The sequence below is a fragment of the Arcticibacter sp. genome (assembly GCF_045629565.1).
Taxonomy (GTDB): domain Bacteria; phylum Bacteroidota; class Bacteroidia; order Sphingobacteriales; family Sphingobacteriaceae; genus Arcticibacter.
Window position 1 is genome coordinate 73412 of the sequence record NZ_JAZQRL010000012.1, and the last position, 25461, is coordinate 98872.

The 25461-nt window shown below is 42.1% G+C and carries 22 protein-coding genes; 15 read left to right on the plus strand and 7 right to left on the minus strand.

The features are described 5' to 3' along the window. The first annotated feature begins 62 nt into the window (after positions 1–62). From ACKI5J_RS01765 to ACKI5J_RS01775, 3 genes are all read left to right on the plus strand, one after another. Positions 63–1463, plus strand: coding sequence for an ammonium transporter (locus ACKI5J_RS01765; protein WP_407425892.1), 1401 nt, complete (start codon positions 63–65; stop codon positions 1461–1463). Positions 1464–1571: 108 nt separating this feature from the next. Next, positions 1572–2678, plus strand: coding sequence for a porin (locus ACKI5J_RS01770; RefSeq protein WP_407425894.1), 1107 nt, complete (start codon positions 1572–1574; stop codon positions 2676–2678). Positions 2679–2828: 150 nt separating this feature from the next. Continuing rightward, entirely contained in the window at positions 2829–3575 is a 747-nt protein-coding gene (locus ACKI5J_RS01775) for a tyrosine-protein phosphatase (RefSeq protein ID WP_407425896.1), read from the plus strand. Between the two features lie 498 nt (positions 3576–4073). Here ACKI5J_RS01775 and ACKI5J_RS01780 read toward each other — a convergent pair whose 3' ends face one another. Both ACKI5J_RS01780 and ACKI5J_RS01785 read right to left on the minus strand, forming a co-directional pair. Next, positions 4074–4304, minus strand: a complete 231-nt coding sequence (locus ACKI5J_RS01780) for a hypothetical protein (RefSeq protein ID WP_407425898.1) — start codon at positions 4302–4304, stop codon at positions 4074–4076. 183 nt (positions 4305–4487) lie between these two features. Further along, a complete protein-coding gene (locus ACKI5J_RS01785; RefSeq protein WP_407425900.1) occupies positions 4488–5390 on the minus strand; it encodes an aldo/keto reductase family oxidoreductase in 903 nt (300 codons plus the stop codon). 216 nt (positions 5391–5606) lie between these two features. On the opposite strand from ACKI5J_RS01785, the gene ACKI5J_RS01790 reads away from it, so the two are divergent. The 4 genes from ACKI5J_RS01790 to ACKI5J_RS01805 are packed head-to-tail and all read left to right on the plus strand — an operon-like array spanning position 5607 to position 11997. After that, positions 5607–6416, plus strand: a complete 810-nt coding sequence (locus ACKI5J_RS01790; RefSeq protein ID WP_407425902.1) for a hypothetical protein — start codon at positions 5607–5609, stop codon at positions 6414–6416. Between the two features lie 9 nt (positions 6417–6425). Next, the gene (locus ACKI5J_RS01795; protein WP_407425904.1) at positions 6426–8723 is read left to right on the plus strand and encodes an Rv1355c family protein; all 2298 of its coding nucleotides are present in this window, start codon (positions 6426–6428) and stop codon (positions 8721–8723) included. Between the two features lie 20 nt (positions 8724–8743). Continuing rightward, positions 8744–10873 (plus strand): 7TM diverse intracellular signaling domain-containing protein, encoded by a 2130-nt coding sequence (locus ACKI5J_RS01800; protein ID WP_407425906.1) that lies wholly within the window; start codon positions 8744–8746, stop codon positions 10871–10873. Between the two features lie 38 nt (positions 10874–10911). Further along, positions 10912–11997 carry a hybrid sensor histidine kinase/response regulator gene (locus ACKI5J_RS01805; RefSeq protein ID WP_407425908.1) on the plus strand — a complete coding sequence of 362 codons (1086 nt, stop codon included), beginning with the start codon at positions 10912–10914 and terminating at the stop codon, positions 11995–11997. A 4-nt stretch (positions 11998–12001) separates the two neighbouring features. Here ACKI5J_RS01805 and ACKI5J_RS01810 read toward each other — a convergent pair whose 3' ends face one another. The 3 genes from ACKI5J_RS01810 to ACKI5J_RS01820 all read right to left on the minus strand — a co-directional run bounded on the left by ACKI5J_RS01810 (position 12002) and on the right by ACKI5J_RS01820 (position 14211). Then, positions 12002–12466 (minus strand): response regulator, encoded by a 465-nt coding sequence (locus ACKI5J_RS01810; RefSeq protein WP_407425910.1) that lies wholly within the window; start codon positions 12464–12466, stop codon positions 12002–12004. Positions 12467–12531: 65 nt separating this feature from the next. Continuing rightward, positions 12532–13605: an endonuclease/exonuclease/phosphatase family protein gene (locus ACKI5J_RS01815; protein WP_407425912.1), complete on the minus strand. Its 1074-nt coding sequence runs from the start codon at positions 13603–13605 to the stop codon at positions 12532–12534. Between the two features lie 3 nt (positions 13606–13608). After that, a complete protein-coding gene (locus tag ACKI5J_RS01820) occupies positions 13609–14211 on the minus strand; it encodes a trimeric intracellular cation channel family protein (protein WP_407425914.1) in 603 nt (200 codons plus the stop codon). 42 nt (positions 14212–14253) lie between these two features. Here ACKI5J_RS01820 and ACKI5J_RS01825 point away from each other — a divergent pair, with 42 nt between their 5' ends. Continuing rightward, positions 14254–15552, plus strand: a complete 1299-nt coding sequence (locus ACKI5J_RS01825) for a nucleotide sugar dehydrogenase (protein WP_407425916.1) — start codon at positions 14254–14256, stop codon at positions 15550–15552. Positions 15553–15694: 142 nt separating this feature from the next. Continuing rightward, positions 15695–16000, plus strand: coding sequence for a hypothetical protein (locus ACKI5J_RS01830; RefSeq protein ID WP_407425918.1), 306 nt, complete (start codon positions 15695–15697; stop codon positions 15998–16000). A gap of 55 nt (positions 16001–16055) precedes the next feature. Here the strand turns inward: ACKI5J_RS01830 and ACKI5J_RS01835 are convergent, their stop codons facing one another. Together ACKI5J_RS01835 and ACKI5J_RS01840 are read right to left on the minus strand one after the other, a co-directional pair. Beyond that, positions 16056–16448 (minus strand): helix-turn-helix domain-containing protein, encoded by a 393-nt coding sequence (locus ACKI5J_RS01835; RefSeq protein ID WP_407425920.1) that lies wholly within the window; start codon positions 16446–16448, stop codon positions 16056–16058. An 11-nt stretch (positions 16449–16459) separates the two neighbouring features. Beyond that, complete coding sequence (locus ACKI5J_RS01840; RefSeq protein ID WP_407425922.1) at positions 16460–17134, minus strand: UpxY family transcription antiterminator; 675 nt, start codon at positions 17132–17134, stop codon at positions 16460–16462. Positions 17135–17487: 353 nt separating this feature from the next. On the opposite strand from ACKI5J_RS01840, the gene ACKI5J_RS01845 reads away from it, so the two are divergent. The 6 genes from ACKI5J_RS01845 to ACKI5J_RS01870 all read left to right on the plus strand — a co-directional run bounded on the left by ACKI5J_RS01845 (position 17488) and on the right by ACKI5J_RS01870 (position 25442). Then, positions 17488–18183, plus strand: coding sequence for a polysaccharide biosynthesis/export family protein (locus tag ACKI5J_RS01845; RefSeq protein ID WP_407425924.1), 696 nt, complete (start codon positions 17488–17490; stop codon positions 18181–18183). 4 nt (positions 18184–18187) lie between these two features. Then, complete coding sequence (locus ACKI5J_RS01850) at positions 18188–20551, plus strand: GumC family protein (RefSeq protein ID WP_407425926.1); 2364 nt, start codon at positions 18188–18190, stop codon at positions 20549–20551. A gap of 9 nt (positions 20552–20560) precedes the next feature. After that, complete coding sequence (locus ACKI5J_RS01855) at positions 20561–21847, plus strand: lipopolysaccharide biosynthesis protein (protein ID WP_407425928.1); 1287 nt, start codon at positions 20561–20563, stop codon at positions 21845–21847. Between the two features lie 339 nt (positions 21848–22186). Then, positions 22187–22795 (plus strand): hypothetical protein, encoded by a 609-nt coding sequence (locus tag ACKI5J_RS01860; protein ID WP_407425930.1) that lies wholly within the window; start codon positions 22187–22189, stop codon positions 22793–22795. A gap of 18 nt (positions 22796–22813) precedes the next feature. Next, positions 22814–24079 (plus strand): glycosyltransferase family 4 protein, encoded by a 1266-nt coding sequence (locus ACKI5J_RS01865; protein ID WP_407425932.1) that lies wholly within the window; start codon positions 22814–22816, stop codon positions 24077–24079. Next, positions 24072–25442, plus strand: coding sequence for a hypothetical protein (locus ACKI5J_RS01870; protein ID WP_407425934.1), 1371 nt, complete (start codon positions 24072–24074; stop codon positions 25440–25442). The genes ACKI5J_RS01865 and ACKI5J_RS01870 overlap by 8 nt, the downstream gene beginning before the upstream one ends. Positions 25443–25461: the final 19 nt, after the last annotated feature.

Below are 25461 nucleotides of genomic sequence, written 5' to 3' on the forward strand. Positions count from 1 at the left end.
ACATCAAATCAAGTTAATTTTTAGACAAAAAACTGAATTTTTAACCTCAAACCAACAAAAAAATGAGTAAAAGTGTCGTTAAGCAAACAATCCCCTTTATGCTGTTGCTGTTAGCAGCGATAGGTTCCGTATTTATTCCATCGCTACCCAACTTTGATGATGGGGGGAAGATTTATAATGGAGCAGACATTGCATGGGTACTAACCGCCACTGCATTGGTATTCCTTATGACGCCCGGACTTGCCCTATTTTATGGGGGAATGGTACATCGGAAGAACGTATTATCAACAATGATCAAAAGCGTAGTCTCAGCAGGAATTGTTTCTGTATTATGGGTCATCGTAGGATTCAGCCTTTGTTTTGGCGATTCTATTAATGGTATAATTGGAAATCCTTCGACATTCCTCTTTTTTAAAGGTGTTAGTTCTGGAGCTCCCTGGGCAGGTGGTCCGACAATTCCATTGACGTTATTTTCTGTTTTTCAGCTAATGTTCGCAATAATAACACCGGGTTTGGTTGTGGGCGCTGTGGCGGGACGCATTCGTTTTATTTCCTATATAAGCTTCATCGCTTTGTTTATGCTGTTCGTTTATGCTCCGCTAGCCCATTGGAGCTGGCATCCCGAAGGATTTCTTTTCCAAATGGGAGCTCTAGACTTTGCTGGAGGTACAGTAGTTCATATTTCGGCAGGATGTGCCGCTCTGGCCGGAGCATTGGTCTTAAAGAGACGTAAAGCACATATTGAGAAAAAGGAGGTGCCGCCAGCTAATATACCGTATGTGTTAATTGGTACAGGATTGCTCTGGTTCGGATGGTTTGGGTTCAATGCAGGCTCCGCGTTGGGTGCGAATTCACTTGCTGTATCTGCATTCGCTACCACGAATGTTGCGGCAGGTGCTGCAGGCTTAGCGTGGATGTTCTTCGACGTTTTAAGGGGAAAGAAACCGTCGGTTCTTGGATTTTGCATAGGTGCTGTTGTGGGCCTTGTAGCAATAACCCCAGGAGCCGGATTTGTAGCTATTCCACAGAGTATTTTTATTGGGTTTGCAGCCGCAATTATCTCAAACATCGTCGCTCATAAAATTAGCAACTCGCGAATTGATGACACTCTGGATGTTTTTGCCTGTCATGGAGTTGGTGGTATGGTAGGAATGCTTTTGACTGGTCTATTTGCAACCACTGCAGTAAATGGCGGAGGGGCCGACGGATGGTTCTACGGGAATCCTGAGTTCTTCTTCACACAGCTTAAAGCAATGACAGTCGCTGTTGTGTATAGTTTTACGGTGTCATATCTGATCTTCAAATTGATTAACCTTATACAGCCAATGCGTGTGACTAGTGAAGAAGAGGAACTTGGTCTGGATTCGACACAGCATAACGAAAAATATATGCAAGGAACCTTGCTTGTTACCAAGAACGGTGTTCTAACAGACGAGGATGTGCAAGAATCGGAAGTTCTGTAATCATTCTTTCAACGAAAAAGTCCTAAATCTTCTATTCCGCGGGACCAGTGAGGCCTCTTGGTCCCGCGGAAAATCTCTTGAACCTTAAACAATTAATTAATTACTAACATGCTAAAAAAACTATTAGCTGCTATGATTTTAGCAGCGGTGGCAGATACTGCCCTTGCACAAGACAGTTCCAGTGTTTCTCCTTTGGAGATTTCCGGCTCGGTTGATGCGTATTATAAATACGATTTCGCTGGTCTGAAAGGAGGTGCTGGAAATATTCCGACATATTTCAACAGTGATAATAACTCTGTATCCCTGGGAATGGTTGATTTGATGCTGAAGAAAACGACAGGTAAGGCGAGTTTCGTAGGCGAATTGTCCTTCGGTCCACGGGGTCAATATCAGTCGATCTTGAACGGTGATGGTGCAGATAACAATAGTTTTCATATCCAAAATCTGTATATGTCTTATGCATTTACTGATAAGTTTTCGTTAACAGGAGGATTCATGGGTACATTTATTGGATATGAGGTGATATCCCCCTCTGCCAATTTCAATTATTCCACTTCCTACCTGTTTGGCGCGGGTCCCTTCCAGAACGCAGGTATAAGGGCAAATTATGCTGTTAGTGACAAGGTCGGTTTAATGGTTGGTGTATTCAACGACTGGAATACATATCGGGACTTTAACGGAGTGTCGCATTTTGGAGCGCAATTGTCGTTGTCTCCGGTCGAAGGCTGGACAGCCTATTTGAATGTACTGACTGGCCGTTCCGCGAATGTAACTGTGACAGACGAGGTGCTTGGCACGGTTACTTATCCAGGATCGGAACAACTAGGATCTGGTACTATTGTTGATCTCACGACATCCTACCAGATCAGTGAAGCATTTAAACTAGGTTTAAATGCGGCCGATTACTCCATGCCTAATGACAATGCAGGTGGCTTGGGTTACAGTGGCGTAGCTCTATACCCTCAATACGCTGTTTCTGAGAGTTTTCTTATAGGACTTCGGGGCGAATATTTCAAGTCGAAAGATGTAGACGGAGTCGAGGGTGGTTCGATAACCGCACTGACTGTATCGGCCAATCTTAAAGCCGGCGGGTTGACATTTATTCCGGAAGTACGATTCGACAGAACTTCCGATGCAGATACGTTTTTTAAGAAAAGCGGTGACTTTACTAAGAATGCCTCTCAATTCTCATTGGCAGCAGTCTTTTCATTTTAGTTTAATCGTCGCAATACTGTTCAATAAACCTAATTTACTACTATAAGGAAACTTTACAATCAAACAATAAAGATTAATGTTGGTTTAGTGTTGTTAGAGAGGGATAAGCTATATGCTTTCCCTCTTTTTATTTCGTTAGATTTGTCATCTATGTTTTCTTCATTAAACTTCTTCTTTAAACGGCCAAAAACAGTAACTCTTGAATGGATGGGTGTCGATATGCATTCGCATATTTTGCCGGGAATTGATGATGGATCCAGGGATCTTGGTAGTTCTGTGAATTTTATCAGAGGTCTAAGTGAGTTAGGCATTGAAAAATTCATCTGTACGCCTCATATATTTACGGAGGTTTATCCGAATAGCAAGCAAACGATTCTTCCGGTACTTGAACGGCTTCGTTCCGAGCTTAAACGCCAACGGATGGATGTGCAGGTAGAGGCTGCAGCAGAATATATGATGGATCTGGATTTTGTGGAACTTCTAAAAAATGACGATATACTTCCATTACATGGTAAATATGTTCTAGTCGAGATGTCTTATCAAGTTGAAACAAGGAATGTCGATCAATTTATTTTCGATCTAAACATTAAGGGATATCAGCCTGTTCTGGCCCATCCGGAGAGGTATATCTATTATCATAATAATTTTGAACAATATCGTAAGATGAAGGAGCATGGATGTATTCTTCAGGTCAATATGCTATCGCTTGCTGGCTATTATGGTAAAGCAGTGAAGCAAATCGCCTTAAACCTGTTGAAAGAAAAATTGATTGATGTTGTAGGGACTGACCTTCATCACGTCAAGCATCTGGAGTATATAACCAAGTTCGTCAAAAGTGGTAGTGCTGCAAAGCTACTGGCTGATTATCCTATGAGAAATAAAGAGCTATTCCGTTGATCCGAGATACATACTCTTGTATGCGTTTTGTGTTTTATTCAAGGACCTCTTGGAGCGTTAAAAGTATCCCAATTGTATTTAACCGGCCTTTATATCAGATGAGTGTTGATAATAATAGTTACAAATCCATCCGCTGCTAAATGATTATTCAATGAAGTTTCTGAAATCTTAACAAATTCTTAAAAGTTTCGTAATAGGAAACTCGTATCAAAATTTCTCGTTTATTTACATATAAATCAAATCGGAATTATGAAAGCAAACGAGATATTTCAAGGGCCTGAAGAATCCCGGAAAATAACGATAATGGCGTTTATTATTGGGAATGCAGTGGCACTGATTGCCTTCGTTGCCCCCCTAATATTATATATCTTGGCGAAAGAAATGTAGCGACTACTAAGGTAAAGTATTGATCTTTTTCAGTAGTCGCTTTCTAATGAAGTACGTTTATCTTGAAACAAGAAATGGGTTGCCTTGTATCCTTAAGGATCAGTCAGAGAGTTACTCCCAGCCTGATCCTTTTTTTGCGTTTCCCGCTTTTATATGCTCCTCAGCTTTTGCTTTCCCAAGTATGGCTGCCATTTTATTTCCGTCTTTGTCCTTTCCAGTTGCTATGTATCTTCCCGATTTAATATCGATAACTGGGTCGACCATTGGAACATTCTTGGTCTTCGTCTTAACAGAATAAGCGGTAATGCCTTCTGATTCCTCTTTTGCTTTTTTCGTTGTCATAGGATATGTATTAGACTTTAATGATCAATAAGTGTTTTAAAGCGAAATTGTTTTTTCAAACTAATCATTTTAAGAAAAAATTCTAAAGGATGACGGTCGTCATTTTTTGATCGGCCTGTTAGGCTTATTTTTGTGCATAAATTATTATTGAAAGGAACTGGTTCGGACCCCCTGTCCGAACCTTTATTTAAGATAGATGTCTTCTCTCGATGTTGCGTATAGCTCATACCAATCCTGATGATCCAGATCTATATTAAAAGCTTTAACGATATTTCTGATTCTCTGTTCTTCTCTGGTTCCGATGAGTGGAAGAGCTCCTAGTTTAATAAGCCAGGCAACAGCTACCGACTCGATTTCTACACCATATTTTATAGCTATCTTTTGGAGTTTATTCCTGACCTTGATGGCAAGGTCGTCCTTTCCATGTGCAATCCGACCATCAGCGAGTGGAGCTGATGCAAGAGGTTTCATATAGCGCTGTTTGATATAGTCTATCTGTCCGTTGTCCAGAGCTGATGTATTCAACAGATTGAGTTCGATATGATTAGTTACAATAGGCGTGCTGAGGAACGACGCAAGTAACTGATGTTGAAATACAGAGAAATTGGTGATACCAATGTTCTTAACTTTTCCCGAATTCTTCAGTTGCATAAGCGTTAGCGCAGTTTCTTCAATATTAGATATTGGGTCGAGGTGGTTTAGCAGGAAGATATCAATGTAATCGGTACGCAACTTACGCAACGAGCTTTCAACTGATTCGATAATGTGTTTGCTGGAGGTGTCGTAATGTTTTATACGTATACCTGGTTGGCTGCTGTGAGGTACCCTGAGTCCGCATTTCGTAAAAATTACCAGATCTTCCCTTTTGAAGGACTTTTGACTAATAACTTTTCCAAACAACTCTTCGCATTGATAAGATCCATAGGAATCACCATGATCAAAGGTGTTAATCCCCAGTTCCAGGCACAGGTTGACTATGCGTTCCATGTCTGCCGAGACGTTGCTTGCCTCATCATTCCATCGATAAAATCCGTAAACAGCCGATGATACTTTCGGCCCCGCGTCACTCAGATAGGTTTTTTCCATAATCTTAATCTTGATTTGCAATATTATCCAAATAAGATTCACAAAAGAAATATTTTTAAGTGTGGAAATGCAGGCAGAGCATGTTATAATATTGCGTAAAAACGCATAATCATGCGTTTTTTTGCCGGTAACTGATGTTAGTGATCAAACATAATCGTCGGGCGGTACAAAATGTATCTTTGATATTGTAGATTTGATGTGAAATTTGACTAAACGATGGAGGGTACCTTAAACAAAGAAAATCCGGAAGTACGGCTTAGAGCATTTAGGGCGATTGATGAGCCGGAGACATGCGAATTATTTGTTGAGGGACATACCCATGTTTTAACGAGTATAGGAGTTACTAAGGTTACTTCCTCTAAGAATGGGTGGATAGAGAATCCTGGCGCATTTGTTATCGTGGTGGAGTCTCTTGACAAGAAGAAGGTCTATGGAGGAGCAAGGGTCCATGTCGCGGGCGGCTCTGAGCCTCTTCCAATAGAGCAGGCTACAGGAGCGATGGATTCGCAGATATTTAAACTGGTATGGGAATATTCGCGAAAAGGTACTGGTGAGCTTTGTGGTCTTTGGAACTCAAGAGAAATATCAGGCTACGGTATAGGGTGTATTTTTCTTATTCGTGCTGCAGTTGCGATTTCAACGCAGATTGGACTGGAATCGCTTTTTGCGTTGTGCGCACCTTACACCATAAAGCCATGTGAGTCCGTTGGAATGGAACGAGAGGAAAGTATCGGAAATAATGGGACTTTTTATTATCCTAAGCTAGATCTGCTGGCAACGACTATGTTGTTAAAAGATGTTCCTACACTTATCAAAGCTCATCAGGATGATCAAGATGCAATCTTCAAAATTCGGGAGTCTCTAAATGTGATCAGGCTGGAGGAACTAAGAAGAAAAACAATCAAAATTCATTACGAAACCCAAATTCCTAATCTTGACAAGTGGAATCTTGAGAGTATCATCTCGAATGCGAAACTGAACTTCATGAAAGGTCAGTTGAATGAAAACGACCTTAACTTTTTTTAAAATAAACCAATGGATACCAATTACAATTTCAGCCCTCAATTATTAAGGATTTACCGCGAGACGGACAAAAGAGCATTTGATGCGTTAATAGAAGGGAAGGAAGCGTGGTTTATACACGACGAAATATATGGCCAGTTGCAGGAACTGGTGAAATCAGAACATCCATCGGTAAAATTAAAGCCCGAAGATTATTCAACATTGATTAGTCAGCGTCTTGGAGAACGAAGTATCAAAGAGTATGGTGTCTGGGTGTTTTACCCCTGGAGTAAACGTCTTGTTCACCTACTGGATGAGGAGGAGTTTATAGAAGTCAGGACGAATCGTAACCGATATAAAATAACAAGAGAAGAGCAAAATGCTCTTCGACGTAGGAAGATAGGTATTGTGGGTTTGTCTGTAGGGCAGTCGATCGCTTTGACCTTGGCGATGGAGCGCACCTGTGGGGAACTTCGTCTCGCTGATTTTGACACTGCTGAACTGAGCAATTTGAATAGGATTAGAACGGGTGTGCAGAATCTCGGAATAAGTAAAACATTGATAGCTGCTAGGGAAATTCTTGAGATAGATCCATTCATCAAGATCAGAATCTACAATGATGGCCTTAATCAGGAAAATATGGATCACTTCTTTACTTTTGACGGGAAGCTGGATCTTTTTGTAGAGGTATGTGACGGTTTAGACATCAAGATCGAGAGCCGTTATAAAGCCAGGGAGTTACAGATCCCCGTTGTGATGGACACAAATGACAGAGGAATGCTTGATGTGGAGCGTTTCGACCTCGAGCCAGACAGAGACATTCTTCATGGTCTTGCTGATGGGCTTGATCCTAAAAACGTAAAAGGACTGACAAACGAAGAGAAGGTTCCTTATGTGTTGCGATTAATTGGTGCGGATACCATTTCAACCAGGATGAAGGCATCCATGCTTGAAGTGGAGCAGTCAATAAATACCTGGCCGCAACTTGCGTCGTCCGTAACATTAGGCGGGGCTCTTACCACTGATGTTTGCAGACGTATATTGCTGGATCAATACCACGAGTCGGGCAGATATTATGTCGATTTGGAAGAGCTAGTTGGAGATAGCAAAACGAAATCAGAAGCTGCGTCGGTTCCGGCCGCTCAATTAGTCAACCCTTATTCAGCACTTGAGTGGCCGGATATTAGAAGTGCAGTAGATGAATTTTTTGAAAGGTATGAAGCTGAAGCTAATGGAATTTCTGATCATCACTTAAATGCCCTTGTAGACGCCGGTATCGCCGCGCCATCGGCAGGTAATAATCAACCTTGGAAATGGTATTATCGGAATGGGGTCTTGTTTCTTTTTCATGATAAAATTCAGTCATGGTCTTGGGGTGACTATTATGAAATGGGATCTCATATGTCCCTTGGTTCAGCACTCGAAAACGTACGTCTGCAGGCCGAAGCGTTAGGACTCTCGGCACAAGAAACAGTTTTTCCGCTTGAGCATAATTCAGCAATGATTGCTGCAGTGCGGTTTTCCCCCGGAACGAAGCCAGTACAGCAGTCGACGCTTGATCTGGCCAGATATATCTTTGTGCGTAACACAAATCGTAAACTGGCAAAGCGGATTCAGTTAGATGAGTCGTTCTATAGTGAAATGAGTCGTGTGGTAAGCCTCTTTGATCCCGTAAAATTGTATTTTACCCAGGATGAAGAGGAACTAGATGAGCTCGCTGATATTATTGCTGAGTGTGACAAGGTGAGGTTGCTTAACGAACTAGGACATGAGGAGTTTTATCATGAGATTCGTTGGAATAAAGCAGATGCTGATAAAACCAGAAATGGTGTCGAGCTGGATTCCGTAGATATTACCGCCAGTGAAAAGGCGGGTTTTAAGGTAGCACAAGACTGGAATGCTGTAAAGTTACTTGCTCAGTGGGATAAGGGAGATGCGTTTAAGAAAATGTCGCTGGATGGAATTAGGTGTGCGTCTGGAATTGTCGTCCTTACGATACCAGAGTTCAACCACCCCGCCCTAATACAAGCGGGAAGGGCTGCGGAGCGAGCCTGGATATTTGCGAATCAGCAGCAGATAGCTGTTCATCCCATGTTGTCAACTGCTTTCTTCTTTGGCCGTTTGACGCATGGCAAGGGCCAGGATCTTCCTCAACATGTCGCTGATAAGCTGAGTTTATTGAGACAGCGTTTCCTGAAAGTTCTATCGCCAGGCCTACAGCATGAAAAAAATAGTCAGTATGAGGTTTTCGTCATGAAGGTTGGTATTGCTCCCGATGCAGATAGTAGGTCTTTGAGAAAGCATAAAGCTGAATTGTTTAGTCGAGATTGAGATCTGTACAAATGAAAATTATGTATTACATTAGACTGGTTCTTTTTCTCTTAAGCTGCTTAATAGCAGAAACTGCATTTGCCCAACAGGTCATTTTATTTGATGGTAGTTTCGAACCAATTGGAAACAAGCTTGAAATTCTTACAGATTCAAACTCCACTATTTCGCTCAAAGAAGCGATGAAATCAACTGAATTCAGGAGATCAACTGAAGAGTTTCCTAATCTTGGAACCAAACCATACTCTTATTGGGTGCGGTTCTCGTTGAAGAACGTCACAGCAGGCAAGACAGCGGGCATCCAGTTGACTCAAGCGATGATGGACTATCTGGATTTCTACGAGCTTCATGGTGACACTGTCAAACGTGCAAACTTCACGGGACATAAACGACCGTTCAACAATCGCTACTTAAAAAACCAGACATTCATATATCAAATACCTTTTCAAGGCGGTGATATACGCACGATCTATTTTCGTGTGCAAAGTGGGAAACAATTAATTCTTCCGGTGTATCTAGGTACCATAGAACGTGTTATCGAGAATAGCCTTGTTATAGATATGCTGTTTGGTGTATATGTAGGCATTATCATGGTAATGATCTTGTATAATCTTTTCCTGTACAGTACAGTAAGAGATCGAAATTACCTGTATTATGTGATCTACCTTGTAGTTGTTCTGCTAACGCAGGCATCAATGCAAGGTTACGTCTTTCGCCTAATCTTACCCGAATATCCGGAGATCGCTGATATGTTTATATATTTCAGCACTGCATTGATTGGAATAGCGGCAATTGAGTTTTCGAAACATTTTCTTTCAACCAAAACTTATACTCCTAAACTTCATCGTTTCTCTTATGTGTTCTACGCCTTGTATGGCGTTCAGATTCTGCTGGCCTTACTTGGCTATTTCAATTGGAGTTATACGTTGATGCTAATGCTTGCCATGTTTAGCGCAATCTATGTATTATACATGGCAGTGGTTATTCAAATAAAGGGGCTGCGATCAGCGAAGTTCTTTTTAATTGCATGGGGTGGTTTTATTTTATGTGTGGTGGTCTATGTTCTTAAAGATTTAAACCTCATATTCCCTTACAACAACATTACCAACTTCGCCCTTCTCATCGGTTCAGCGTTCGAAGCGGTACTATTATCATTTGCCTTAGCCGACAAAATCAACATTCTTAAATCTGAAAAGGAACAATCACAGATGGAAACCATGCATGTTTTGCGTGAAAATGAACGTATCATCAGGGAGCAGAATGTTGTCCTTGAAGCAAGAGTAACGGAACGGACAGCGGAGCTAAATAATACGCTGGAAGACCTTAAGCAGACACAGAGTCAGCTTGTTGAATCTGAAAAGATGGCTTCGCTCGGCCAGTTAACGGCGGGAATTGCACATGAAATCAACAATCCAATAAATTTTGTCACGTCGAATATTAACCCGCTTAAAAGGGACGTTGATATGCTGCTTGAAGCCCTGGATGAGATAGAGATGGTCGGCCTTTCAGATCGGCCAACTCATGAAAAGAAGCAAATGATTGAGGAGTATAAAGAAGATCTCGATTTTGATTACCTAAAGATTGAGATTGATCAACTTATGAAAGGGATAAATGAAGGTGCTTCTCGTACTGCAGAAATAGTCAAGGGCCTGCGAATTTTCTCGAGAGTAGACGAAGATGATCTTAAGAAAGCAGATATAAACGAAGGACTTAATTCCACTATGATCATAGCGAATAATCTGCTCAATAATAATATTCAAGTGGCTATGGACCAAGGGGACTTACCAAAGGTGGAATGCTATGCAGGTAAGCTAAATCAGGTGTTCCTGAATATTATAAGTAACGGCATTCATGCTATTCATGAAAAATTTGGCGAAAAACCCGGTGGTGAGCTTAATATCAAAACTTATGCTGATGAAGAAAATGTATATTTGTCCATCAAAGATAACGGTACAGGAATGAGCGTAGAAACTCAAAAGAAAATTTTTGAGCCATTTTTTACTACAAAAGATGTTGGCGAGGGAACGGGATTGGGAATGTCGATAGCCTACAATACGATCAAAAAACATAAGGGAGATATAAACGTTTATTCTTCACCGGGTGAAGGTTCAGTTTTCACGTTGCGCATTCCAATATCTTTTAGCAATGATTAATATCCTTTCCGACAATCAATTTGGTACCAATTAGTCCTATGACAGAAAAACTTAAGATTCTGTATGTTGATGATGAAGCTGATAATCTGGTAGGGTTTAAAGCATCATTTCGGTTTGATTATCAAATTTTTATCGCCCAGGATATTCCGGCTGCATACGCTCATCTGGAAAAGCATCCCGACATACGGATTATATTTTGTGACCAAAGAATGCCCAGGCAAACAGGTGTCGAATTTTTTGATGAAGTAAGATCTTTATACCCATCGGCAGTTAGAATACTTCTTACCGCTTACACAGATGTGGAGTCTGTGATTGATGCGATCAATAGAGGGCATATATTCAGGTTCGTTAAAAAGCCATGGACTGAAATTGATATTATATCCGCTATTGAAGAAGCTAATAAATTCCATATAAGCAATTCTATGTTGGCAGTAAAGCATGACGAGTTGCAAAGGGCATATAGCGAGCTCGACAAATTTGCTTACAGCGTAAGCCATGATATACGAGGCCCTTTGTCCGGAATAATGGGTGCGATTAACCTTGCGCAGGATACTGATGACCCAGTTGAGATGAAGGAAGTCTTGTCGATGATGAAGAAATCATTGAAGACGCTGGATATGTACATAGTAAATATGCATGAATATTACAGTCTCCAGAGAGGTGAGCTGAAGATTAAAAAAATAGACTTCGTCACTATTGCCGGCACCCTTAAAGATATCTTCGGAATGACGGCCGAAGTTAATAATATTTCATTCCAAGTTGATATAGATCAAAACGAACCCTTTTTTAACGACGAAGCTCCAATAATGCTTATCCTGAACAATCTAATCTCGAACGCTTTTAAATATCAGGAAGAAGGAAACGCGAATAAGATTGTTAAATTAAAAATAGAGATAAAGAATGGTTCAGCGACATTTGAGATCAGTGATAATGGGATAGGAATTCTTCGAAACCACATAAATGAGATCTTCAATCTCTTCTATCGTGCTACTTCTCAATCGTCAGGTTCAGGATTTGGACTCTACAATGTGAAAAGTGCTATTCTTAAGCTTAACGGACATATTGAGGTGAACTCTGTCTTGCACCAGGGTACCACATTTCGAGTAATAATCCCTGGAAAATAACCCGTTAATCGAGTAATTTCTGTCTTAAAAGAAATTCAAGCTGGTCGTTCGAAGTGGCCAGCTTAGCGTTCATCGATGTTATCTCGGCCTTCTCTTCATATTTCTCAAACGCGCGGGTAATGGTCAGGTCAAGCTCCTCCTCATTCCAAGGTTTTGCCAGATAGTGAAATATCTTCCCTTTGTTAACAGCATCGACAACAGCGCCCATGTCGGCATAGCCCGTCAAAAGTATGCGGATAGGATCAGGAAACATTTCGATTACTTTTTCAAGAAATTCGACACCGGTCATATTTGGCATTCTCTGATCTGTAATGATAATGTGAACGGGCTTGGCCTTCATAATTTCAAGTGCTTCATCACCACTCAGGGCGATAAGTACCTTGTATTTCATACGAAAGGTAGCCTTAAAAGAGTACAAGTTATTCTCTTCGTCGTCCACGTAGAGGATGGTTATCTTTTTCTCGGGCATAATAGATGATTACGGTGAAGTTAGCGTTTTTGTTTCATCAAGATTGATATTTGACCAAGGTTATTCTAATTTAACTTTAAGTCTGCATACACAGGGTAGTGGTCAGATGCCTGCTCGGGTATGATTACATGGGAAAATACATTAAATCTGTCTGATACAAGGATGTGATCAATCTGATAGCGAAGAAAGCCTTTGTGTAAAGTAACCGCATATAACCCACTGCCTTTTTCTCTGTAAGTGCTTTGCATCCCCTCTGCCATTTTATTAAACGCATACGACGAAGGCGGGTCATTGAAATCACCGCACACAATGTATGGATGTGGACATGTAGTCATATGCTGTTTCACCATATCAACCTGGGCGGAACGCTCAAAAAAGGCTCTTCTCAATTGACCTCCTATTTTTTTAGACGGGCGTATTTGCTTTGTCTTCCCTTTTATGACCTGGCTCATATAGTTGAGTTGATCCGGCTTAAGTCGGATAGATTCCAGATGCACGGTGTAGACGCGGAAAATTTTGTTGTTTTTTAAAACATCAATGTAGATCCCGTGATTACCATCACCTTCCTGAGAAAACTTAATGAGCCCGGTGCTAACAATAGGATATTTTGAGAAGATTGCCAGGCCCAATCCGCCCCCGTTAAATTTTGCATGATGGAAGTGTTGCGTATCAAGAATCCTCTTTAAAGAATCTGTAGGGTTAAAGCGGCCGGGCACGTCATGGTATTCCTGTAAACAAGCAATGTCCGGTTGAATCCTTTCGATGAGATTCAGAACTTTACCGCTCTGAGAAGTTTCCCTGAAAGCCTCGTCAAATGCATGAACATTGTATGTCATCACCCTTATGAGCGAATCATTTGATTCCTGCTTTGGCGAGAGAGATTGTCTCTTTCCCAAACTAAATGAACCTGCCAGAATTGGCCAGCTGATTAGAATGCAGCATAACGGAACCCAGGCAAAGCGGGACCATCGGACCGACCAGTAGATCAATACTAAGAAATTTCCCGCCAGGATGGGGACATACGCCAGGCTTATGAACGCCAATGGCCAGAAACTTCTTGGGTCTACATACGCACCGAGGGTAGAGAGCAGGAGTGCTATACACGCCAGAACAGATATGAGTTTGAGTAATTTAGTCATGATTTAGTACATGCGAGGAAGCGTTAGCTTGTATTTAACCGCTACAATGCGTATGAAACAAATTGTCGATACTGCACAGAGCCGGGTGATATTGATGTCTATACCCATCTGACGAAATGTGATGTATACAAGTCCTCCCGCAATGCATGCAGTAGCATATATTTCCTTCCTGAATATGAGTGGTATATTGTTAAGTAAAATGTCTCTGGTGATACCACCGAAGCAGCCGGTAATGGTTCCTAGAGCAACACAAATTTCAGGTTTCAAACCGGCAGTCAGCGCTTTTTGAACGCCCACAATGGTGAACAGTCCCAGCCCGATAGTATCAAATATAAAAAGAGGCAGCTTAAAAGACTTTAACTTTTTCCAAAATAATATTGCTGCAATAGTGGAAAAGAAAATAACCGCAGAGTAGTATTTGTCTATCATCCAGCTAACTGGCAACTCCCCAATCAGAATATCCCGCACGGTTCCTCCTCCGATCGATGTGACGAATGCGATAGTCAGCACCCCGAAGACATCTAATCTTTTCTGGATGCCAGCAAAAGCGCCGGAGATTGCGAAGGATACGCAACCGAGAAGTTCTAAGACGTAAGTGATCGTCATTAAGTGATCGTCATTATTTGGCAAATATATTAACTTTACCCGATGGATTCTATTGTACACACATATCGTGCCGATAGCGCACGCATCGCTGTAATAGGTTTGGGGTATGTAGGTCTCCCTTTAGCCATTGAATTCGCAAAGAAGTATCAGGTGCTCGGATTCGATATTAATCAGGATCGTGTATTAGAGCTTGCCAAAGCAACTGATCGAACTCAAGAAGCAGATATCGACAGTTTGATTGAAGTGATTCACAATAATAGTCTGCAATTTTCCTGGGACAAGGAGGATCTAAGATCTTTTAATACTTTTATAGTAACCGTGCCGACTCCGATCGACGAATTTAAGTCACCCGATCTTCGTCCTCTTTTGAAGGCTTCTCACATGCTGGGAACCATCCTCAAAAAAGGGGATGTTGTTATATATGAGTCAACTGTTTATCCTGGATGTACGGAGGAAGATTGTATTCCTGTTTTGGAAAGGGCTTCAGGCCTTGTTTTTAATGAGGATTTTTTTGCTGGGTACTCTCCAGAACGGATAAATCCGGGTGATAAAGTAAATACGCTTACTAAAATCAGGAAAGTAACAAGCGGTTCTACTGCAGATATAGCTGAAGAGGTGGACAAATTATATCGGTCTATTATTATTGCTGGAACGCATAAGGCTCCTAGTATAAAAGTAGCCGAAGCATCCAAAGCTATTGAAAACGCGCAACGTGATGTTAACATCTCTTTCGTGAATGAACTTTCCCTTATTTTCGACAGGATTGGAATAGATACAAATGATGTAATTGAAGCTGCTGGTACGAAGTGGAACTTCCTGAAATATAAACCCGGTTTAGTGGGAGGACACTGTATAGGCGTAGATCCCTATTATCTGGCTCACAAAGCTCAGTCCCTGGGATATCATCCCCAGGTGATCCTGTCGGGCAGGCGAGTGAACGATGCTATGGGTGCTTTTGTAGCCGATAAAGTTGTTAAGCTAATGATTCATAAAGATCAGCGGATCAAAGGCTCCAGGGCACTTATACTGGGAATGACTTTTAAGGAAAACTGTCCCGATGTAAGGAATACTCGCGTGATAGATATCTATCATGAGCTTGTCGACTTTGGTGTCGAGGTTGACGTATTCGATCCTTGGGCCAATATTGAAGAGGTTAAGCAGGAGTATGGATTGGAAATCAAAAATCAATTGTCACCAAACACAAAATATAATGCTATAATCGTTGCGGTCGCCCATGAGCAATTTTTAGAGTTGGACTATAGCCTTCTAAAAGCTGACAACGGGGTTATTTTCGACACCAAGGCGTGCCTGGGGCGGGAAATCGTGGATGCCAGACTGTAAGTAGAGGCTTTTTTATTGCAATGTGTTTCTAGTCGAGATGCATGCCATCACATGATTCTTGCATATTATTTAAAATAAAGTGCAGGAATATAGAACCCTTTGTGTTTTTTTGCGTAAAATGCTAAATATTAAGATAATAAGAATGAATCATACAGAGATGGAATTAGAAAGGCCGGAGGAATACGTTGGTCAGGCAGTCCTTAAAATTGACGATACCAGATATACAGTCAATATTGAAGAAGTTGAGGCTTTCATAAGCCATTGTAAGAAATTTATGCCACTGCATCATAACAGTGATTTTGAGTTGATGACTCAAGAGATTTCCGATTCTTTGATCGAATTTACCAGGGGAGATGTAACTATGGAACAAATTAGGCCTCAGTTGCTTTTTCTACGGGAAGTTGGTTTTTTACTAAAAGGCCTGCTGACCCCTGTAGAGGAAAATTAGTGCCAGCCCAATACACTGGCACGAGCTATGTTCGTGCCTCCTTGTTGAATAGGTGTTATGAATAAAGAGAACTCTTTTCTACATAAGCTAAAAGAAGTTGGTTATGCTTTTCGAGCAAGTCTATGTATTTATCTTTCCAATACTGTTCCGATCTTGCACGACCTTCTCCTTCCTCTTCTGCATAAACAGCGTCATCTGGCAAATGAGATACTCCCCGTTGTTCTGCTTTCATAAACAGTTCAGGGAACTCGTTCGAAAAATCGTGTTTCAGTGCCATTCCAATCTTGTGTATGATTGCAGGCTTTAGGTATTTCTGGTTGAACCAATTATACACAGATCTCCGGTTCACGTCAGTTAAACGTGCAAGTTCACTGATGCTATAGCCATTTCTCCGAATAACTTTTTCGATAATCTGACCATAGTGCTGATCTTTAAAGTTCTCATTCATCTGATTTAAGTTTACGCCCGAACAGCCAAAGCCGTTCCAACACCTGGATTTGCAATTATAATATTTTGGTTAACGGCGACCTTAGCGATTAATACGCAGTCGAGCTGGCGAATACTGATCAATACAGATTTGCCTTTTACTTCTATAACCTCTCCTTCCAGATTCGCCAATGCTCCTTGTGTGATCTTGATACGATCTCCAGTACTCAGCTCCCTGATGCTGATTGTCTCAACATCTTTATATTTTCCAACGATTGTCCTTATTCGCTCGATGTCCTCCTTATCCACAATCGCGGGTTTACCGCTATAATAGATAAAGTTGATAACACCCATCGTCTCTCTTACTAACGACTGTTCGGCCGGAGAGATATGGACGAACAGATAGGACGTGAACAGAGGTAGTTCAACAAGCATGTTTCTATCTGCCCATCTTCTATTTGTTTTTACAAGTGGACAAAAGCTTTCTACGCCTTTCTCTTTCAGTAAACGGTCCACCTTCTTCTCCCATTTGGAGCGAGTGTAAATTACCATCCATGTCTTTTCGAAAGCTTCTTTTTTTTTGCTAAACAACGGGTTGATCATCATTCTTTTACTAGAGTATTTATAGCTCGTCCAGGGAGGAGTTATTACGAAATTAGCTAAAAATAGACCCTTCAGATAGGAACCTTCCCACCATGTATAATACATTGTAGACTTATGAGAAAAACCCGGCGAAAAAGGACGAAATCAAACAAAAAACAACACATCTTCGCATATTTTCCTTTGCTAATACATTGAGATACAGACTTTCTCAAAAATTCCCAAGACTTGGTACATAATGGAGAATTATTTCAAAAATGTGAAGAACCCGCTTACTTTTATGAAAAAATCAGGCAGCATTATTATCCCGCTGTCAAAGATTTTAACTCAACGAAAAAGCTTAATCCACATCGGTTTGCTGGTATGTAACTGGGATGGCGAAGCTTTATCGAAATCAAAAAATTAAATCAATACCTATGTGCAAATCTTTCTTTCACACTATTTTCTTGCTAACCGTTGTAATGCTTACATCATGTTCAACTTACAAAACAATTCCTTACTTCCAAAATCTCGACAAAACCAAGATTACCCAGGAAGAGATTAAAAACTACTCTCCGCTTAAAATTCAGCCGGGCGATATACTCGGAATTACGGTGGGAAGTTTGAATCCCGACGCGTGGACTGATGGAAATAAAAACGGAGAGACAGCTTTGGGATATAAGGTGGATGAAGGAGGAAATATTAGTCTGCCTCTTGTCGGATCAGTGAAGGTTGGAAATCTAACTACAGTTCAGGCTCGTGAGTTAATCGAGTCACGGCTCGTTAAGTATCTGAAATCTCCGGCTGTCAATCTAACCATCCTAAACTTCAAGATATCTGTTCTAGGCGATGTCAATCGGCCTAACGTTTACCCGATATCCAGTGAGCAGGTTTCGATTACCGAAGCCTTAAGTCTTGCAGGAGACCTTCAAATAACAGGTATGCGTCAGAACATTCTATTGATTAGGGAGCAGGATGGTGTACGTAAGTATATACCTGTCGACCTGACAAGCACAGGTCTGTTTCAGTCAGAATATTACTACCTCCGAAATAACGACATCATATACGTCACTCCTGATAAGAATAAGGCTGCAGCAGTAGATCAGTCCGCGCGTAATATCGGTTTTGTTCTATCTGCAATTTCGGTACTAACCCTGATCGCTACTCAATTATTATAATGCTATGAAAACAGAACAAATATATCTTGCTCCTGTCACCGAAGATGAATCTAAACAAGGATCGACTAAGGATATGCGAGCAATGCTTGGTAAATATCTCTATCATTGGCCGCTCTTTTTAGTGATCATGGCACTTTGTGTCGGTCTGGCATTATGGTATGCTGCTAGTCAACCGCCATCCTATACCATCCGGGCGAAGGTGACGATCAAAGATGACACCAAGACCGGAGATATGAAAACTGCGCTTCAGGAGATTACGATTTCTCAATCGCCAAAGGCGATGGAAAGCGAAGTTCAAAAACTCAAGACCCGGGCATTGATCGGCAGGGTTGTACATGACCTCCAGCTTTGGTCTACTTACCATGTTGAAAATCCATATGGTGTTGAAGAGGTGCACACCTCTTCTCCTGTACGATTTAAGCTTCTGGATCAGAAGCGACCAATCACGGAGCAGAATTTTAATATATATATTGAGAGCGAAGACCATTATATCCTGACTCAACCGGGTGGGAATGAAATTCGGGTGCCTTTTAACAGCACAAGTACCAATGCTTTTGGTACCTGGAAGCTCGATACAACGGCTCATCTTGTCGACTATATCGGTAAGAGCCTCGTTGTAAGGCTAAGTAGTTCTGAAGATGCTACCAATGCATGGATTGCAAAATTGAATGTTGCGTTGAATAAAACAGCTCCTATAGTAGACATCGACGTAGACGATACTGATCCGGAACGCGGCGTTATGGTGATAAATCATGTGATAAAGAGCTATAAGATGCTGGATATTGAAGAGAAGAACAAGGTGACCGAAAGCACTTTAAGATTCATTGATGATCGTCTGACTGATGTAACGGGTGAACTGACGAGTGTAGAAAAGGACGTCGAGGGCTATAAAAGTAGCCAGGGTCTTACAGATATCTCCTCTCAATCACAAGTCTACTTGCAAAGCGTACAAGCGAACGACGGTGAATTAAATAAGGTAAATGTACAGCTAAACGTGATTGATGGTATCGAAAGGTATATCAACTCTGCAGGAAGTAATGGAAACGCACCAGCTACGCTAGGGATTGAAGATCCCGGACTAAACAATCTGGTTAGCCAACTAGCAACACTTAATTTAGAGCGTAATAAATTGCTTGCCACCACACCTGAAGATAATCCCCTCTTCGCGCCTCTTAATAGTCAGATTCAAAGCACCAAGAATGCCATCAAAGGGAATATCAGAGCAATAAGATCATCACTTCTTGCGACACGGAAGCAATTACAGGGATTCAATTTCAAAGCAGAGTCTTCGATAAAGAATATTCCTGGTCAGGAAAGACAATATCTGAGTATAAAGCGCCAGCAAGCTATCAAAGAAAACCTATATGTATACCTTTTACAGAAGCGTGAAGAGATAGGTCTCCAATATGCCTCAACTTTAAGTGATATTAATACCATTGAATCTGCGTACTACGAAGGGCCTAAATCTAAAAAAGAGGTGCCTTTGGCAATCGCAATCATGTGCGGGTTTCTGCTGCCGGTTGGCTTAATTAGCTTTCGCGAGACATGGAAAAATAAGATACATGATGTAGCTGAGCTTAAGCCGACAGAGATTCCTGTACTAGCGGAGTTAATCCAGGAAGAGGGCGATTCAGCAATTGTAGTACTGGATCGAAACACATTCGCCCTTGCCGAGCAATTCCGTGCCCTTAGGAGTAACCTGTTTCATGTGTATGGTAAGACACAAGTAAGCCGGGTAACACTTTTTACATCCAGCGTATCCGGAGAAGGAAAGAGTTTTATCTCAAATAACCTGGCTATATCCATAGCTGCGTCAGGAAAACGTACCGTAATTCTTGAACTTGACTTACGCAGACCCCAGATGTCTAAGTATTTCAAGTTCGATAAAGAGAATCCCGGTATTACCGACTATCTGAGGGGCAATGCTACGATTGACCAGATTATCCAACCCTCTCAAGTCAGGTCAAACCTTTCTATTATAGCGGCAGGGCCTATCGTAGATGATCCGGCCGAACTATTGGAGTCAGAGAGATTGGTTGAATTAATAAGAACGCTGAGAGAACACTATGATGAGATTTTACTGGATACTCCTCCTTTGCATCTGGTAACTGATGCGATGATTCTCGGAAGGGTGAGCGATCTAACGGTTTATATGGTTCGCCAGGGTGTCACAAGTAAAGCCGAAGTGCAGTTCATAAAACAACTAAAGCAGGAAAAGATGATGCCTGCAATGCATCTAGTCTTTAACGGGATACACAGAAATCGCACGGGTTACGGTTACAGCTACGATTATAGTTACTATAACTATTCAAAATCGAAGTCGGTCAGTTCCCGTAAACTCATGAAAAATTTAGCAAGCAGGTTTTAAGTCTAACAAGTGTCTACGCAACAACTTTACTTAAACGGAAAAAGTACAAGACTTAGGGAGTGGCTCAGAATTATTTCTCTGGCAGGTTCTGCACAGATCCTGGTGCAGGCCTCTAGTTTTATCGGTGGTATATTCATACTAAGAATGCTTTCTACTCATGAGTACGCATTGTATACAATTGCTAATGCCGTGCTGGGAACGATGGCAGTTTTAAATGATGGAGGAGTAACAACCGGTGCTATGTCCGAGGGAGCGAAGGCCTGGCAAGATAAGGGCAGAATGGGGAGTGTTCTAAATACCGCACTTCTGCTTCGCCGGAAATTTGCAATTGCAAGTTTAATCATCGTGATCCCCGTCCTGTTCTATATGTTGCGAAGTCATGATGCTAGCTGGACATTGTCTTGTTTGATCACTCTTTCGCTTATTCCAGCCTTTTTTGCAGCAATATCAGGGTCTTTACTCGAGATTGTACCAAAACTTAGTCAGGAAATAGCACCATTGCAAAAGTTGCAGGTGCAGAATAATATTGGCAGGCTCGTATTACTGTGTATCGGTCTCTTTGCTATGCCATGGGCATTTATCGCTATTCTAGCGTCAGGAATTCCGCAGATCTGGATGAATATGAAACTTAGGTTTCTCGCTTCAGGGTATGCCGACTTAAGCGCTAAGGCAGACAAGCAGATCAAGGCCTCCATCTTAAAAATTGTTTACAGGGTAATGCCAGCTTCAATCTATTATTGCTTGTCTGGTCAGATTACTATCTGGTTAAGTTCAGTATATGGCTCAACATCGACTGTAGCGCAACTAGGAGCTCTCGGAAGAATAGCGATGCTATTTAATCTTTTCATGGTACTGTTCGGAGCACTTATAATGCCCCGTTTTGCGAGGTTGCCTGTCAATAAACACCTGTTGCTCAGACGCTTTTCTCAGGTGATGATGTTGCTCTTTGCACTCTGTGTGGTGATAATGGTTAGCGCCTGGATGTTTTCAGCACAAATATTATGGGTCTTAGGCCCTCAATACGCTGGCCTCAACAGCGAAGTGGTGCTTAGTGTTCTTGCAAGCTGCATTGGTATGGTTGCCGGTAGTGCTTTCACGCTGTATTCAAACCGAGGTTGGACAATAAATCCTGCTCTATTAATAGCCATAAGCTTGTGTACGATAGGGCTGGGAGTACTGCTAATTGATATTTCAACAATAAGAGGTATGATTAGTCTCCAGTTGTTCATCGTGAGTTCAGAAGCGCTCATGCATAGTGGATATTGCATTTTAAGAATTAAAAAAATAAGTGGCTAAGCTTTGCTTAGTAGAAGATAAACTCAACCTGCAGGCTGGTTTAATGCCCCCTGAAAGTGGCAGTTGCATGTATGCTAGTGAGCGACTATCCGTACAGTGCTGCTAACGGAATGGGATATTACTTTAAGTGTTGGTCCTGCTTATTTGTCCTCCATAGGAACTGGAGGCGGCAACGACTAAGTTTAGAGTCTTAACATTACAGAAGGGTGTTCAGGAAGCTTCGAGCGATGTACTTCCCGTTATCTCATCTGCATCTTAGGGGTCGGCTTGCTGGTTGAGTCTTTAAATTATCGCAGTTGGCGGTATCCATTTTTATAATATACAACAACTCAAAGCACAATGATTGAAAACGTTCGAAAGGGCCGTATCGGCGCCAATATACTACCAACTCACGAATTGGATGGATTGACAAGTGAGAGACAGCAGGGAGATTGGGTGGTATTCGGACTGGCACATACACGTCTGTGGACGTTAAAGACCTATATAATCTTTATTAAAACGATGAAGGCAAGAGGACTCATTAAGCGTGTTTTGGCAATTGGTCCGATTAATAACAGCCATGCAGATCAAGAGCTGAAATTTGCAAATGAACACTTGGGTGAAAATGTATTGTTTCAGCTCGGAGCCCTCCCCGCAGATGAAGTGTCCACACAACTGCTTCGCGCAGAAGCCGCTTTAATTGCATCCAGTCCTGAAACGTTGAAAAAATCCGGATTATTCGCGGCCGTGGCAGCCCATGCACTGCCAGTAATTTGTGACGTCCCGTCTAATTTGTTGGACCCCCCCGGTCGGGCGCTGTTTAAGCCGGCTGAATTAATGAATAAATCCAACATTCTGGTATCTCCGGAATATGAGAAACGCAAAAAACAGCTGCACCACTGGTTTTGGAGAACGCGAAACTGGAAAATAGTTGAGCTCAATATGAAGAGCTGGATGAAAGAAGGCTAAAATAAACCTATCAAGCACATGAAAATTTTTTTATCTCATCCCACTGGTAATCGTAATGTAAGGGCGGTCCTCGAAAGTTTAGACAAAGTCGGCATGCTAGCGGGCTTCAATACAACGGTAGCTGCAAGCGAGGGATCTTCCTGGTTGAAATTTCTACCAAAGAGTCTTAAGCAGGAGTGGTTACGCAGGTCGTATCCCGGACTATCTGCCAAAGTTAAAACCCGACCCTTCTTGGAACTCGCCAGGCTGGCTTTACCTAAGTTAGGTCTTGGCGCATTCACAAGAAAAGAACATAGCTTAGCAGGCATTGATGCCGTCTACAGAGATCTTGATCGGAATTTTGCCAGGAGTCTTCCCGATATATTACAAGAGCAGCCGTTTGAAGCTGTGTATGCTTATGAGGACGGGGCATATGAAACTTTCAAAATGGCTAAACACTTGGGGTTGAAATGTATCTATGATCTTCCCATAGCCTACTGGGAGACCAGCAGGCGACTATTGCTTGAAGAATCTGAAAGGCTCCCGGCATGGTCTGTAACGTTAGGTGGAGGGATCGAAGATTCTCCCGAGAAATTGAGAAGAAAAACAAAAGAACTGGAGTTGGCGGATGTGGTAGTTGGCCCAGGGAGTTTTGTAAGGAATTCATTGCCTGAATGGTCGCTCGAAAAGAAAATAATTATGTCTCCATTCGGGTCACCGGAGGGAGGGGGTAGCGTCTTAAAGATCGGAAAAGATACAAACCGGCCGCTCAGGGTGCTTTTTGTTGGAAGCATGGGTCAGCGCAAAGGTCTGGGTGACTTATTTAACGCTGTGAAAATGTTCGGTCCTGACGAGGTCGAACTGGTAATTCTTGGACTGCCGCTTACCTCGATGGAATTTTACAGGGGGCAGTTAGCGACATTTATACATGAATCGGCCAGGCCACACCATCAGGTGTTGGAATTGATGAGGTCATGTGATGTGTTTTGTCTGCCATCGATTGTCGAAGGAAGGGCTCTGGTTATGCAGGAGGCTATGAGCCAGGGGCTGCCGCTTATCATCACAGAAAACACCGGCGGGGCTGATCTGGTGCAGGATGGTTATACAGGTTTTCTTGTGCCGATCCGGTCACCAGAAGCGATAGCGGAAAAAATTAGTTGGTTCCTTGCCAACCGATCAGCAATACCATCGATGGGTAATCTGGCAATGCAGCATGCGGCTACCTATAGTTGGCAAAATTACGGGTCAAGTATCGTTAAACAGATCAACGAGAAGAAATTACCAAGTGTTTACAATCATGTCTAAAGCTACGAATGATCCCCACAAGGCACTTAAACGCGCTATTTGGGCGTATTTTTTGCTTATCTTGTTTGAAGGCGCCTTGAGGAAATGGGTGCTTCCGCAGCTGGCCAATCCGCTCTTGGTTGTTCGTGACCCAATAGCCATCTTCTTGATTGGATATTCCTGGTATAAAGGCGTGTTGCCAAACAGTCTGATGATGTATGGTATGATGGCCTTAACCGTTGCAGCTATGGTTACGGGACTTACCTTAGGTCACGGAAATCTAACAGTTGCAATATACGGTGCACGGATTTTTCTTCTTCATTTTCCACTGATTTTTATCATCGGGTCAATCTTTACACGCGAAGATGTGCTTAAAATGGGCGAGGCAACTCTGTGGATTACATTGCCCATGGCCGTCTTGATAGTGTTGCAATTCTATAGTCCCCAATCAGCTTTTGTGAACCGGGGTATTGGAGGAAATGAAGAAGGTGCGGGATTTTCGGGTGCAAACGGATTTATGAGGCCGCCGGCAACCTTCTCTTTTACCAATGGCACCGCTCAGTTCTTCGGTTTTGCGGGAATCTTCTGTATCTACCACTGGCTAAAAGCGGAGAAGGTTAACAAGCTGCTTTTGCTGTCGGCCTCTGTAGGAATATTAATAGCAATTCCTTTTTCTATTAGCAGAACCTTAACATTTATGCTTGGTCTTACAGTAGCATCGGCCTTTGTTGGAGTAGGTCGCAATCCGCAGTATATCAAGAAAATGTTGATAACAGGGGTCATCTTAACAACACTCGTTGTGTTGTTGGGCAATACCGAATTGCTGGGCCCGGCTATTGATGCGTTCCTGACCAGGTTTACTTCCGCTTCTGAAGTGGAGGGTGGGATGCAGGGCGCTTTCGTCGACAGGTTTCTTGGCGGTATGTACGATGCGGTTTTAGCATCCCCTAATGCGCCTTTCTTTGGACTCGGAATCGGAATGGGTACAAATGCCGGAACTCAGCTGCTAACGGGTGATTCAACTGGCTTCTTAATATCGGAGGGTGAATGGGGAAGACTAATTGGCGAGATGGGGCTTCTACTTGGCATTACTGCCATTCTGATACGTACAACACTAGCAGTAAAGATCGGCGTAAAGAGTATAAAAAGAATTTCGAAAGGTGATATTCTTCCCTGGATGTTGTTTGCTTCGAGCTGTGTTGGAATACTTCAGGGACAGTGGGCGCAGCCGACAAACCTTGGGTTCAACGTGCTTATGGCTGGCTTAACTTTGGCCGCATTAAAACCGAAGAGAACGCTCTTTAGGGTGTTGAAAAGAGTTGAAATACGCAGTCCGGGTAGCCTTGAGACCGGTTCTCATCTAACCAGCTTGCATGTTCATTAAAAAAACGCGTTTGACCAAC